At 54.9% G+C, this 12,247-nt stretch carries 15 protein-coding genes; 12 read left to right on the top strand and 3 right to left on the bottom strand.

Annotated elements, in window-relative coordinates; genetic code table 11:
• Positions 1 to 204 precede the first annotated feature (204 nt).
• From purU to gspK, 10 genes are all read left to right on the top strand, one after another.
• Positions 205 to 1,059, top strand: a complete 855-nt coding sequence (gene purU, locus CSQ89_RS09350) for a formyltetrahydrofolate deformylase (protein ID WP_099405897.1) — start codon at positions 205 to 207, stop codon at positions 1,057 to 1,059.
• Positions 1,060 to 1,149: 90 nt separating this feature from the next.
• The gene (locus CSQ89_RS09355) at positions 1,150 to 1,530 is read left to right on the top strand and encodes a hypothetical protein (protein WP_099405898.1); all 381 of its coding nucleotides are present in this window, start codon (positions 1,150 to 1,152) and stop codon (positions 1,528 to 1,530) included.
• Positions 1,531 to 1,585: 55 nt separating this feature from the next.
• The gene (locus CSQ89_RS09360; protein ID WP_099405899.1) at positions 1,586 to 2,161 is read left to right on the top strand and encodes a hypothetical protein; all 576 of its coding nucleotides are present in this window, start codon (positions 1,586 to 1,588) and stop codon (positions 2,159 to 2,161) included.
• Between the two features lies 1 nt (position 2,162).
• Positions 2,163 to 3,371, top strand: a complete 1,209-nt coding sequence (gspF, locus tag CSQ89_RS09365) for a type II secretion system inner membrane protein GspF (RefSeq protein WP_099405900.1) — start codon at positions 2,163 to 2,165, stop codon at positions 3,369 to 3,371.
• A gap of 73 nt (positions 3,372 to 3,444) precedes the next feature.
• Positions 3,445 to 3,795, top strand: a complete 351-nt coding sequence (locus CSQ89_RS09370; RefSeq protein ID WP_099405901.1) for a nucleotide pyrophosphohydrolase — start codon at positions 3,445 to 3,447, stop codon at positions 3,793 to 3,795.
• Positions 3,792 to 4,220, top strand: a complete 429-nt coding sequence (gene gspG, locus CSQ89_RS09375) for a type II secretion system major pseudopilin GspG (RefSeq protein WP_099405902.1) — start codon at positions 3,792 to 3,794, stop codon at positions 4,218 to 4,220. Before CSQ89_RS09370 ends, gspG begins: the two co-directional genes overlap by 4 nt.
• 17 nt (positions 4,221 to 4,237) lie before the next feature.
• Entirely contained in the window at positions 4,238 to 4,762 is a 525-nt protein-coding gene (locus CSQ89_RS09380) for a GspH/FimT family pseudopilin (RefSeq protein ID WP_099405903.1), read from the top strand.
• Positions 4,762 to 5,130: a type II secretion system minor pseudopilin GspI gene (gene gspI, locus CSQ89_RS09385; protein ID WP_099405904.1), complete on the top strand. Its 369-nt coding sequence runs from the start codon at positions 4,762 to 4,764 to the stop codon at positions 5,128 to 5,130. The genes CSQ89_RS09380 and gspI overlap by 1 nt, the downstream gene beginning before the upstream one ends.
• Entirely contained in the window at positions 5,117 to 5,710 is a 594-nt protein-coding gene (gspJ, locus tag CSQ89_RS09390) for a type II secretion system minor pseudopilin GspJ (RefSeq protein ID WP_099405905.1), read from the top strand. The genes gspI and gspJ overlap by 14 nt, the downstream gene beginning before the upstream one ends.
• Positions 5,707 to 6,630 (top strand): type II secretion system minor pseudopilin GspK, encoded by a 924-nt coding sequence (gene gspK / locus CSQ89_RS09395; protein WP_099405906.1) that lies wholly within the window; start codon positions 5,707 to 5,709, stop codon positions 6,628 to 6,630. Before gspJ ends, gspK begins: the two co-directional genes overlap by 4 nt.
• A gap of 62 nt (positions 6,631 to 6,692) precedes the next feature.
• On the opposite strand, the gene CSQ89_RS09400 is transcribed toward gspK, so the two are convergent.
• The 3 genes from CSQ89_RS09400 to dapD all read right to left on the bottom strand — a co-directional run bounded on the left by CSQ89_RS09400 (position 6,693) and on the right by dapD (position 11,033).
• Positions 6,693 to 8,063 carry a phosphomannomutase/phosphoglucomutase gene (locus CSQ89_RS09400; protein WP_099405907.1) on the bottom strand — a complete coding sequence of 457 codons (1,371 nt, stop codon included), beginning with the start codon at positions 8,061 to 8,063 and terminating at the stop codon, positions 6,693 to 6,695.
• A 52-nt stretch (positions 8,064 to 8,115) separates the two neighbouring features.
• A complete protein-coding gene (locus tag CSQ89_RS09405) occupies positions 8,116 to 9,762 on the bottom strand; it encodes a GGDEF domain-containing protein (RefSeq protein WP_099405908.1) in 1,647 nt (548 codons plus the stop codon).
• 446 nt (positions 9,763 to 10,208) lie between these two features.
• On the bottom strand, positions 10,209 to 11,033 hold the full coding sequence (gene dapD / locus CSQ89_RS09410) for a 2,3,4,5-tetrahydropyridine-2,6-dicarboxylate N-succinyltransferase (RefSeq protein ID WP_099405909.1): 825 nt from the start codon (positions 11,031 to 11,033) through the stop codon (positions 10,209 to 10,211).
• A 492-nt stretch (positions 11,034 to 11,525) separates the two neighbouring features.
• Here dapD and CSQ89_RS09420 point away from each other — a divergent pair, with 492 nt between their 5' ends.
• Both CSQ89_RS09420 and CSQ89_RS09425 read left to right on the top strand, forming a co-directional pair.
• Positions 11,526 to 11,915, top strand: coding sequence for a hypothetical protein (locus CSQ89_RS09420; protein ID WP_139022791.1), 390 nt, complete (start codon positions 11,526 to 11,528; stop codon positions 11,913 to 11,915).
• Between the two features lie 60 nt (positions 11,916 to 11,975).
• Entirely contained in the window at positions 11,976 to 12,167 is a 192-nt protein-coding gene (locus tag CSQ89_RS09425; protein ID WP_099405912.1) for a YjfB family protein, read from the top strand.
• The last annotated feature ends 80 nt before the right edge of the window (positions 12,168 to 12,247 follow it).

The raw sequence follows: 12,247 nt of genomic DNA on the forward strand, positions 1-12,247 counted from the left end.
GAATGCCTGAGCATCAAGACGCAGAAGAACCCATTCGCACTTTGCCGCAAGTTACTGATCAACGCCTCCCGCGCGGCTTATGATCAGTTACAGCTGCTTCTCGCAGCTACTGCGTAACATCAGTAACTTAGAACAATAGCTTCTGTTGGTGTCAGGTTGACCCGCACAAATCCGTGTCGACAGAACGCCAATTTGAAAGATGGAATGAAAAACACTGCCACCTTGTTAATTTCCTGCCCGGACCGTAAAGGTCTGGTGGCAGCCATTGCAAATTTTCTTTACACCTACAACGCCAATATCCTGCATGCCGATCAGCATCAGGACGATGATGCCGGCCTCTTTCTGATGCGGATAGAGTGGGATCTCGATGGCTTTGCGCTTGATATGGGTGCATTCGATGCGGCATTCACGCCGATTGCCGAACGTTTTGGCATGGAGTGGAAGCTCAAGCTATCAAGACAAAAACCACGTGTGGCGATTTTTGTATCGAAGTACGACCATTGCTTGGTCGATTTGCTGCATCGGTGGCATAGCGGTGAACTGGCTTGTGAAATCCCGCTTGTGATCTCCAACCATGAAGATTGCCGTCGCATCGCTGAGTTTTATGGCATTGCTTATCATGTCATTGCTGTGAACAAAGACAACAAGCTTGAGGCCGAATCAGCCCAGCAGGCCCTCCTGCAAGCGCACAAGGTCGACCTGATCGTGCTGGCGCGTTACATGCAGGTGTTGTCGCAGGATTTCAGCAGTGCCTACCGCCATCGGGTCATCAACATTCACCACAGTTTTTTACCCGCCTTTGAAGGTGCGAAGCCTTACCACCGTGCCCACGCGCGCGGGGTGAAGCTGATTGGCGCGACCAGCCACTATGTCACTGAAGTGCTGGATGATGGTCCGATCATCGAGCAAGATGTCACGCGTATCTCGCACCGTGAGACGGTCAATGATCTGGTGCAAAAGGGCCGCGATCTGGAGCGCATCGTTTTGAGCCGTGCGGTACGCTGGCATCTGGACCATCGCGTTCTGGTGTATGGTCATAAGACAGTTGTATTTGATTGAAACAGGGGTAAATCAGTTTGTTGCGAGGTGTGCAGCTGCTCGGTCTAGGTGCAGAATTAGATATTCGATGGCTTGTGGGACTTAGCCGACATGAAACGAATAGCTGTTTTGGGCGTTCTACTACTTGCAGGGCTAACCGGCTGCGCCAGTGTTCGTAACACCAGCTTGCTGGACGGCAGCCGCACCTTTGGCCGTACTGAGTTGCATACCTATCCGGTGCGTGTGCTGGCGATTGACGGGCAATATACGATAGATGATCCGCTGGTGCGGGTGGAGCCTGGCGCGCATGTTTTACGGGTGAGCGCACCGCCTGCTGTTATCTTCACCCAACCAGCCGAGCGCGATGTGCCGTTTACTGTTCAAGCCTGCAAGCGCTACTATCTGGTTGCTAAACGTGACAATCCTTATAAGCAGGACTTTGAACTGGTAGTACAGCAGGTCGAAACGCGTACCGACTGCCACAGCAGTTGATTCCTCCGAACTCATTAGAAGACCGCCCACCGGCGGCCTCGTTTTTTTATTGCCCATGCCACCGATTTTTCAGGATGCCCTTGATATTGCGCGCTTTCGCGTCAAAGCGCTGGAACACTATGTGTATGAGTGGTGGCAGCCCGTACTTTGGCTGACGGTGCTGGCCGCTTTGCCTGCATTCACGGCGATTGGCCGCGTACCCAGTGTGGGTTTCCTGGCTTTGCTGGCGATTATCCTGAGTTGGGTACAGGTGCTTATGTTCACCTTCTTCTTCAGTTGGTGGGTCAAACGGCATAAGGATTGGCGTGGTCAGGGCAGTTTGTTCCCGATCGTGGTGCTTTCCACCACAGTACAACTCATTGGCTTGGTGCTGCCACTGATACCGGACGCTGTTCTCTCCCTGGGCTTGTTGGCGATCTGGGGATATCAAATCTGCATACTGGTTCACGCCCTGACCGTCAGCACCGGCTTGCCAAGGCGTCACTTGGTGAATGGCCTGCTGCTGTATTTCGTCGGTTGCGTCTTGTTAGCGGTACTGTTGGCGATTGTGGCGCTACAGGCGGGTTGGATTCGCCCGCCGCCCGCTGCCGGGAAGGTGCCTGCCACCGTTGTACCGATGGGGCAATCCTGATATGGCGGGTTTTCGTTACCAGGGGCTGGATAGCGCCGGCAAGCAGTTGGAAGGTGTGGTTGAGGCAGATAATGCCCGACTGGCCCGCGTGAAACTGCGTGACCAGGGCCTGTGGGTGCTCGACATGGAGGAACTCTCCAGTGGCGAAACGCCGGGTAAACGCAGCCGCAGTGGTGGGGTATCGACGGCTGAACTTGCGCTCATCACACGGCAGTTCGCCACACTGCTGGATGCGGGCTTGACGATAGAACGTGCGTTGACTGTGCTTATTGAGCAAGCAGAAAACCTGCGTCTGCGCGATGTGCTGGCTGGGGTGCGCAGCGAAGTGCTGGCCGGTTCACCGATGTCGATTGCCCTGAGCCGGCATCCCCGCGTGTTTCCCGAGTTGTATCGCACGATTGTGCGGGCGGGTGAGGAGTCGGGTAAGGCTTCCGGCGTGATGGCGCGGCTGGCGGATTACATCGAAGCGCGCCAGGCATTATCGGCCAAGGTGGCGCTGGCGTTTGTCTACCCAGCGGTGGTGTTGTCGGTGTCGATGCTGGTCATCATTGGCATGCTGTGGTGGGTGGTGCCCCAAATGGTTGGGGTATTTCAGTCTTCCAAACAGGAATTGCCCTTGCTCACCCGGGCATTGCTGGCTATTTCGGGGAGTATCCGCGAATACGGCGTCATTGGTTTTATCTTGCTGGGACTGGTGGGCTTTGTCTTTAGCCGCTTGCTCAAGCAGGAGGGCTTCCGTAACCGCCTGGATGCCAGATTATTGCAACTGCCCCTGTTCGGTCGTTTGAACAAAGCCGGTAACACTGCCCGCTTGGCCAGTACGTTGTCGATTCTGGTCGGCAGTGGCGTGCCGCTTTTGAAGGCCATGGAAGCGGCTGCAGGCGTGGTGGAGAACCGCGTGCTGCGTGCGGCGGTGACAGGCGCGGCCCGAGATGTGCGCGAAGGCGCGCAACTATCCAAAGCATTGGAACGTCAAAAGCTCTTCCCGCCGGTGCTTGTGCACCTGATTGCCAGCGGTGAGGCCAGCGGTCGTTTGGAAACCATGCTCGATAAAGCTGCGCGCCAGCAGGCCGGTGAGCTGGAACAACGGGTAGCGACATTTACCAGTTTACTCGGGCCGGTCATGGTGCTGTTGATGGGGGTTGCGGTTTTGCTGATTGTATTGGCGATTCTGCTGCCGGTATTTGAGATGAACCAATTGGTGAAGTGATGACCATCCATCAATTTACTGCACCGTTTGTCACTGCCCGTTACGCTTGCTGCAAAAATACCAGAGCCTTGCGATGATGGACCAGGATACGACTGTCGCAGCGCTCAAAACCGCTATCGCAGATTTTGCTGCAGCGCGTGAATGGCAACCGTTCCATAGCGGAAAAAACCTCGCAATGAGCATTGCCATCGAGGCTGCTGAGCTGATGGAGCACTTCCAATGGTCGCCACCGGCAGCCGAAACGGTTGATAAGGCCGCAGTGGCTGAAGAGTTGGCCGATGTACTGATGTACGCATTGGCGTTTGCCAATAGCTTGGAGATTGATGTGGCCGCGGCGATCAAAGCCAAGCTGGCCAAGAACGAAATTCGCTTCCCAGTGTCTGCTGGGATAGCAAGCTTGAAGAAAAAGGAAGGTAAAGCATGACCCTGAAGCAAACCGCGCAACGCGGCTTTACGTTGATCGAAATTCTGGTGGTGATCGCGATTCTGGCGATCCTTGGTGCTTTGGTGGTGCCAAAGATCATGGGCCGCCCTGATGAGGCCCGCGTCGTCGCCGCCAAGCAGGATGTACAGTCGCTAGTGCAAGCGCTGAAGCTCTACAAGCTGGACAATGGAGTCTATCCCAGTACAGAACAGGGTCTCAAAGCGTTGGTTGAGAAGCCGTCGGTTGGGCAGATTCCGACCAATTGGAAGTCCTATCTCGATAAGTTGCCAAACGACCCTTGGGGGAACGCCTACATTTATCTGAACCCCGGCCTCAAGAGCGAAATCGATGTGATGAGCTATGGTGCTGATGGTCAGGCGGGTGGCGAGGGCCATGCGGCGGACATTGGTTCCTGGCTGCTGTGATCTCAACACCTGCTTGAATGCATCCTACCTTGCTTCGTACGCGTAGCGCCGGCTTCACCCTGATTGAGATTCTGGTCGTATTGGTCATTATCGGCATCGTGGTGGCGCTGGCGGCCGTACGTTTTAGCGCATCCGACCAGGACACGCTGCAGCGTGAGTCGGAACGGCTGGCGTTGCTGTTGGAATCAGCACGCGATGAGGCGATCAGCCTGGGCCAGCCCATCGGGTTTGCCGTGCAAACGGGCGGTTACCTCTTTTCGCAGCAGGATGCCGAGTCCAAGTGGTCCGTCGTGGAAAAGAATGAAATCCTGCGACCCCGAGAATTGCCTACTCCCGTGGTGCTGGAAAATATTCGCGTTAATCTGGTACCCCTGGGTGCGGATGGCCGATTGGTGTTTTCGCCTTCCGGTGTAAATGCGCCGTTTACCTTTGTGCTACGTGCTGGCGAATATCGCCGCGTGCTAAGCGCTGACCCGATTGGTCGTCTGGCGGTGACCAACCCGGATGCGCCGGCCACCGAGCTCAAGCAGGTCAAGCCTTGATGCGCCAACGTGGATTTACCCTCATCGAAGTATTGATCGCCCTGGCGGTGCTGGGGATTGCCATGGCTGCTGCTGTGCGCGCTACTATAGCGGTGAGCGATGGCTCGCAGATGCTGCATCGCCATCTGGCTGGTGGGTGGGTAGCGCAGAACCGGCTGAATAACTATATCGCCCGCCGTCAGTTTCCCGACCCCGGCGTGAGCGAAGGTACTGAGCGGCAGGCAGGGCTGGAATTCGCTTGGCGCGAGACCGTAGGCGAAACGATGAATAAGAGTTTTCGCCGTGTCGAGGTGCGGGTATATGAACCCAATCACCCGGAGCATGCAGATATCGTGCTGATTGGATATATCGCCAATGCGCCGAATTGATAGTTTGCGCCGCGAAGGTGGCTTCACGCTCATTGAAATCCTGATTGCACTGGCGGTTTTCAGCGTACTGGCGGTTATCGCCTATCAAGGAGTGGCGCGGATGGCCACCACCAAGCTAGTGCTGGATGCGGACAACCGTAAGTGGCGCGAATTGACTGTGGCGTTGGCCCGCTTTGATGAAGACTTCTCCCAGGTTGCCAATCGGCAGTGGATGGATGAGGGTGGCATCGCCCAGTCACCCGTGCGTGGCAGTGCTGGGTCGATAGATGCAAATGGCGCGCAGTTGGAGCTGGTGCGTTTTGATGCGGGCCAGTTAATTCATCTGGGTTACCGTTTGCGCGAAGGCACCTTGGAGCTGTTGCTTTGGCCATCGTTGGATTTGGCGCCACGTAGTGCACCCACTGCCTTGCCATTGCTCGAAAAGGTGAGCCAGTTTCAAGTACGTTTTCTGGATGACAACACCCAATGGCAGCTTGCCTGGCCGCAGGGGTCGAAAAACGACAAGCTGCCGCGCGGTGTAGAAATGGTGTTGACCTTGCAAAGCGGTGAAATCATTACACGTTTGTTTATCCTGCCATGAGCCTGCCTTCCCGCCAGCGTGGCATCGCCATCATCACTGCCGTTGCCGTTGCTGCATTGGTTGCCGCACTGGCTGGCGCAATGGCGTTTCGCCACAGTTTGTGGCTGCATCAGGTGGAAAACCAGAATGACATGATGCAGGCACGTGGCGTGGCCCGTGCTGCTGTTGATTTCTGTCGGTTGGAACTACGCGATGATGCGCGGCGCAACACCTACGATGCTGCAACGGATAATTGGGCGACGCCTATTCCCAACCTGCCGGTGGAACAAGGTAAGGCCGGCGGGCTAATCACTGATGCCAGTGGGCGCTTCAACATCAATAATCTGCTTCGTGATGGCCAACCCAGCGAATCTGATGTGTTAGCTTTCAAAAAGTTACTGGAAGGGCAGGGCTATTCTCCTGATCTTGCCAATGCTGTATTGGATTGGATAGATGCAGATTCTGAAACCCGTTACCCCGGGGGGGCGGAAGATCGCGAATATTTGGCTGAAACACCGCCGCGCCGTGCGGCAAACCGGCTTCTGTTTGATTTGGACGAACTACGCCAAGTGCGAGGATTCACCAGTGAGATGGTAGAAAAATTGCGCCCTTTGATGATTGCACTACCGAGAAATACCAAGATCAATGTCAATTTCGCCCCGGCGGAAGTGTTGGTGGCTGTGTTGCCGGGTTTGAATATGGGTACTGCCCGCAAGGTGGTACAGCAACGGGCCACGACGCCATTTCAAAAGATTGAAGAGTTTAAGAATGAGCTACCTGAAAATGCCCGCAGCAATCAGATCGACAAAGCGGATGTTCGGAGCGAATTCTTCATTAGCGATGTAGATGCCCGGTTTGGCCGGGTAAACATTGCTTATCGGGCATTGCTGGATCGAAGTAGCGACCAGGTGCCGACGGTAGTCTGGCTCCGGCGGCGTTAGCGTTGCGCACTACTTGAGGGCGGCCGGCAGGAAGCTTTCGACGTTTGTGATTTCTGTTGCTTCTAAAAAGGCAGTGAGAGATCCGTCTCGTTAGTCAGCAATGTACGGAAAGTCGATTGTATGCGCTTCAGCGCTGCATCATCGTCACCTTCGAATCGTAGTATCAAGCTGGGCGTGGTATTTGATGCCCGTAGCAAACCAAAACCGTCGGGGTATTCAACCCGAATGCCATCCAGTGTCAGCATCTCGGCCCCTTCAAAATGGCTGCTTTCCTTGAGCCGTTCGATCAGCGCATGGGCTTGTCCTTCAGGCATGTCGATTTGAATTTCGGGTGTGCAGGCGCCTTGCGGTAGGCGTTTGAGCAACTCGGTAGGGTCGTCGATCTGGGACAGGATTTCCAGCAGACGGGCGCCCGCGTAAATACCATCATCAAAGCCATACCATCGCTCGGCAAAGAAGAGGTGGCCGCTGAGTTCACCCCCCACCAAGGCACCGGTTTCCTTCATCTTGGCTTTCATATAGCTGTGCCCGGTGCGGGTGAGAATGGCTTTGCCCTTGTTCTCTTTCACCCACGGTGCAACTAACCGGCTTGATTTGACGTCGTATAGGATCTTCCCGCCTGGCTGCCGGCTGAGGGCATCGGCGGCAAACAGCATCAACAGCCGGTCGGGATAGACGACGTTTCCATCCTTGGCAACCACGCCCAGCCGGTCGCCGTCGCCATCGAAAGCCAAGCCTAATTCAGCGTCGGTTTTCTCCAGCGCTACGCGCAGGTCGGCTAGGTTTTCCAGTTTGACCGGGTCGGGGTGATGGTTGGGAAAGTGGCCATTTACTTCACAGAACAGTTCACGCACCCGGCAACCCAAGCGACGGTACAGCACGGGTGCAATTGGCCCGGCGGCTCCATTACCGGCATCGACCACCACATTGAGACGCCGTTGCAGCTTCAAGTCGTCGGTAATGCGCTGGTAATACGATTCACGAATATCCAGTGTGCTGAGTATGCCTTCGCCGCTGACAAATTCCGCTGCTTCGATTCGGCTCAGCAACGCCTGGATGGCGGGGCCTGCCAGGGTTTCCCCGGCCAGCATGATTTTGACGCCATTGTATTCGGGCGGGTTGTGGCTGCCGGTGATCATCACACCGGAATAGGTTTCGAGTTGGTGCGTGGCAAACCAGACCAAGGGCGTGGGTACTTGGCCCAAGTCAACCACGCTTACGCCACAAGACAATAAGCCCTCGCAAAGGGCGGTGGCCAACTGTGGGCTGGATAGGCGTCCATCCCGGCCCAGTACGAGGCGGGTTTGCTTACGGGCCAGGGCTTCGCTGCCAATGGCGCGACCAATCAGGTGCATACCGGCTTCATCGAGCGTTTTGCCGATTACGCCACGAATATCATATGCCTTGAAAATGGCAGGATTCATCATAGTCATCGAGTGGAGTAGCCCTCAGAAACGGTAGGCGGGTTAAGGCTTGGACGTTAAATCATACCCCTGTGGCTGCAACTGGTGTAAGGCATTCACTGGGCATGATCACCTTGTTACGGCCTGCGCGTTTGGCTTCATAAAGCGCCTCATCTGCGGCTTTTACTAACGCTTCGCTATTGGTGATATCGGGGTAGCACGCAATGCCGCAAGAGAATGTCGTGTGGAACCAGGTGTCGTTGAAGGGATGTTTGATTTGGCTGAAATCACGCCGGATGCGGTCGAGTACCTGGTAGGCCTGTGTGCCATTGGTATTGGGGAGCCCAACCATGAATTCCTCCCCCCCATAGCGCCCAACGATATCGGACTTTCTCAACCGTTGCTTCAATAGCCAGGCAAGGCTGCGGATGATCTGGTCGCCAACCGGGTGCCCATACGTATCGTTTACCTTTTTGAAATGGTCGATATCAATCATCGCTACCGAAAGCGATTCTTGTTGATCGGCAGAACTATTGTTGATCGCGGCGTCGAGGCGTTGTTTGGAACTGGTGTGGTTCAACAGACCGGTCAGACTGTCATGGAACATGGATCGGCGTAAGGCGCGGTAGCGTTCGATCTTGCTCCTGACAATGGCGTTGAGAATGACCGGATTGAAGGGTTTGGTCAGAAAATGGTCGCCACCCAGGCGCAACGCATCGATTTGCAACGCCACGTCTGTTTCGCCCGACAGATAGACGATCGGGATCGAAAGGAATTCACTGTGTTGCCGGATGACCCGTGCCGCTTCGACGCCGGTGCAGCCCGGCATGTACATGTCCATTAGAATCAGGTCGGGCTGGTATCGCTTGAGTGAAGTCAGCACATCACTTGGGTTGGCGATGGCAAAGCTTTCAACGCTGCTTTCATTGAGGCTGCGGACGATCAGTTTGGTCGCGGTAAGCGAATCCTCCACTACCAATACCCGGTAAGGCGCTTCTTCTTCACTATCATTCAGCTCTAGAATCTTCGCCATTACGGTGGGTAATGGTGTGGCTTGCGGAAGGCAGAAATCGCAACCAGCCGACAGCGCGGTTTGCAAGCTGTCGAAATCAGGTGTGATACCCAGTCCAATCAATTTGCCAGCGGCAAAACGTTGGCGCAGTGACCGGATGCGCTCGGCCCAGACAGTATCTTCCAGCCCGGCTATCTCGAACAGCACCACGATGGCTTCTTCATCTCCCTCGCTGGATATTTCCCACTTGCCTTGTTCGACGACGATGCCGAAATAGCGTAGTTGCTGCATCAGATCTTGCCACTTGGCAGATTGTTCGCCGAAGAACCAGATGCGACGGCTCGGTGACACGCTTTTACCTACGGTTGCCTGGGCTTCAGCGCCGGCGCGGCGCTCGGGCTTGGGTTGGGCGTTGCGCTCGATATAGCTATCCATACGGGAGAGCAGGCTATCGAGGCGGCTATCAAGGTCGTTCATCAACTCGGGGGTAATTGGATGGCTGGTTTCATCGCCAAACAGGTTCAATGTCTGTTGCTCCAGGTCTCGGGCGACTTGGTGCAGGCCGGATAACGCTTTGGCGTCAAGGAAACCGGCGAAGCTGGAGACGGAGATGGCGAATTCGACGAACTGCTCAAAACGCATTGAACCTTGGTAAGCGTGCCAATTGGCGCGCAAAGCCTCGGATTTTTTATGCAATTCGACGGGTGGACAGGACATTCAACATATCCTATTGCGGAGTGACAATAGCTTAATCAGGCCTTTACTAACTTGCTGACGCTCTACCCTTTAATGGGGTTCGTGTGTTGCTCGAAAGCCCCATGAGAAGCTCGCAGCATCAGAGACTTGAGCGTAAGGTCAGGTCTCTGCGCTGTGCTTCTCTTGCTGGTGGCTCGTGAACAGGTTCCTGGAACCTGTTGACTGCCTTAGAACTTGTCTAAAGTCTGCTGCCCGTCGGTAATATGGCGTTGAAAACACCCTCGATTGCTCATTTACCCTATGTAAACTCCGCTTCCTCGGTTGTTTCCGCCTTATCGTGCCTATAGCTCGCATGACTTTAGATAGGTTCTCAAAACCTGTTTACGATCTTACTGTGTAGCCGTGATCAGGACTCAGGGGCTGTTGATTTCCGGGGGGACCACTCACCAGAAACTTTGGTCCAGTGCTCAGATGCCACGCAGCAGCTCATTGATACCCACCTTGCCTCGCGTTTTGGCATCGACCTTCTTGACGATCACAGCGCAATACAGGCTGTATTTGCCATCGGCGCTGGGCAAATTGCCACTCACCACCACCGACCCGGCAGGTACGCGGCCATAGCTGACTTCGGCAGTTTCCCGATCGTAAATCTTGGTACTCTGTCCAATATAGACGCCCATCGAAATCACTGAGCCTTCTTCCACAATCACGCCCTCTACAATTTCAGAGCGTGCGCCGATGAAGCAGTTGTCTTCAATGATGGTAGGTGAGGCCTGCAAGGGTTCTAGGACACCGCCAATGCCTACGCCACCTGACAAGTGGACATTCTTGCCGATTTGCGCGCAGGAGCCGACAGTAGCCCAGGTGTCTACCATCGTGCCTTCATCCACGTAAGCGCCGATATTGACGTAGGATGGCATCAGTACGGCGTTCTTACCGATATAGCTGCCGCGACGCGCCATGGCAGGCGGTACGACGCGGAAGCCGGCTTTGCGGAAGTCTTCAGCGCCCCAACCGGCGAACTTGCTGTCCACCTTATCGAAGAAGTTGGTTTCGCCGCCTTCCATCACACGGTTGTCATTGGCGCGGAAAGACAGCAAAACAGCTTTCTTGAGCCATTCGTTGACAACCCATTTACCGTCCTGCTTTTCAGCTACCCGCAAGTTGCCTCGGTCCAGCTCGAGAATGACCTGATCGATGGCGGTACGAAGTTCTGGCGCAATGCTGGTTGGGGAAATCTCGGTACGGTTCTCGAAAGCGGTTTCAATGGTGGTTTGCAGATGATGGGTCATGGCTTGGTGCTCGTCGTGGTTATGCTTGCAACCTGTCTATGATCTACAAGGTTGCCTTATTGGGGGATGGGGGCAATCAACAATAGATTGCATGCAGTTTCTTTTAGTTCGCTATCTGGACGGAAGTTAGAACGTTGGGGTGACAAATGGCGTATCGCCAAGACGGTGAACAGGTTCCGAAACTAACTTTGACGTTGGTCGGCCAAGCATTTCAGTGTTGGAACGGACAGCAAAGCGAGTTGTCTAGCGTGATTCAGATAAGCAGATTCACCAACAACGAGAAGGCGCTCGATTATAAGGAGCTTTGCCATCAGGCAAAACAAAGCCTGCGACTTGAACATAGTCCCGTTAAAATGAGAGCACTCTCCGGGCTCTCCCTGGGCGTTTGTTGGCGCGTGCTCACGTACCGTTGATAACGCCTGACGCTACGATGCGCAGGGCCCGTTCCCTATTCGCAGCCTGGACATCCAGGCAATGGCAGAAACAAGGTCGATGTCTACACTATCCCGAAAATTTTCCCAGATTCTGAGTCCAATGTTGTTGGGTTGCATTTTGTTCGTTCCTGCTTTGGCCGATGAAGTCGTACCAAATAGTCAGCCAAATGCGCCCATCCGCTCCACAATTGATAACCCATTGCCCGGCGATGTGCCAGGTACTGCCGAACCCGTTGGCAGCCCGAAGCGGACCGCAGTGACCACCAGAAAATCGCGTAGCGAAGCCAAGTTCCGTAAGCGGGATGTAAACAAGCGTCAGGCTGGTAAGCGTTCTTCTGGCAAGGTAACGCAGCGCAAGGGTTTGTTCGATAAGTCTGTTGCTGGTAAGCATAAATCGACAGGCAGCAAAGAAAAATCGAAAAAGCCGCTAAAGAAGCGCAAGAAATAGCCGATAAGTGTCAGGCTTGCTCCAGTTTGGAGGGGCGGCTTTTGTCGTGAAAGGAATCACATGGACGTTTCCAGCATTGCAAGTGCAGCTTCAAACAATGCGGCAGCCCAAACGCAGGCTACCGCTTCTGTACTGATGCTGCGTAAGGCCTTGGATATCCAGTCGCAGAACGCCATGACCTTGCTACAAGCCCTGCCGCAGCCGAGCAGCAATCCACCTCATTTGGGCAATGTGATTGATGTTCGTGTCTAAGCGGGCTTGACCAGCCACTGACGCCGCTCAACGGAGCGGCGTTTTTCATGGTAGCGCGTTCATGGCGCCCACTCCGTCAG

This window comes from Chitinimonas sp. BJB300 (assembly GCF_002735695.1).
Taxonomy (GTDB): Bacteria; Pseudomonadota; Gammaproteobacteria; order Burkholderiales; family Chitinimonadaceae; genus Chitinimonas.

Coding starts and splice junctions, on each gene's coding strand:
- gspG (WP_099405902.1), top strand. CDS start 3,792: ATGACCCTGAAGCAAACCGCGCAACGCGGCTTTACGTTGATCGAAATT.
- gspK (WP_099405906.1), top strand. CDS start 5,707: ATGAGCCTGCCTTCCCGCCAGCGTGGCATCGCCATCATCACTGCCGTT.
- CSQ89_RS09405 (WP_099405908.1), bottom strand. CDS start 9,762: ATGTCCTGTCCACCCGTCGAATTGCATAAAAAATCCGAGGCTTTGCGC.
- CSQ89_RS09380 (WP_099405903.1), top strand. CDS start 4,238: ATGCATCCTACCTTGCTTCGTACGCGTAGCGCCGGCTTCACCCTGATT.
- purU (WP_099405897.1), top strand. CDS start 205: ATGAAAAACACTGCCACCTTGTTAATTTCCTGCCCGGACCGTAAAGGT.
- CSQ89_RS09355 (WP_099405898.1), top strand. CDS start 1,150: ATGAAACGAATAGCTGTTTTGGGCGTTCTACTACTTGCAGGGCTAACC.
- CSQ89_RS09425 (WP_099405912.1), top strand. CDS start 11,976: ATGGACGTTTCCAGCATTGCAAGTGCAGCTTCAAACAATGCGGCAGCC.
- gspI (WP_099405904.1), top strand. CDS start 4,762: ATGCGCCAACGTGGATTTACCCTCATCGAAGTATTGATCGCCCTGGCG.
- CSQ89_RS09370 (WP_099405901.1), top strand. CDS start 3,445: ATGATGGACCAGGATACGACTGTCGCAGCGCTCAAAACCGCTATCGCA.
- dapD (WP_099405909.1), bottom strand. CDS start 11,033: ATGACCCATCATCTGCAAACCACCATTGAAACCGCTTTCGAGAACCGT.
- CSQ89_RS09400 (WP_099405907.1), bottom strand. CDS start 8,063: ATGACTATGATGAATCCTGCCATTTTCAAGGCATATGATATTCGTGGC.
- gspJ (WP_099405905.1), top strand. CDS start 5,117: ATGCGCCGAATTGATAGTTTGCGCCGCGAAGGTGGCTTCACGCTCATT.
- CSQ89_RS09360 (WP_099405899.1), top strand. CDS start 1,586: ATGCCACCGATTTTTCAGGATGCCCTTGATATTGCGCGCTTTCGCGTC.
- CSQ89_RS09420 (WP_139022791.1), top strand. CDS start 11,526: ATGTCTACACTATCCCGAAAATTTTCCCAGATTCTGAGTCCAATGTTG.
- gspF (WP_099405900.1), top strand. CDS start 2,163: ATGGCGGGTTTTCGTTACCAGGGGCTGGATAGCGCCGGCAAGCAGTTG.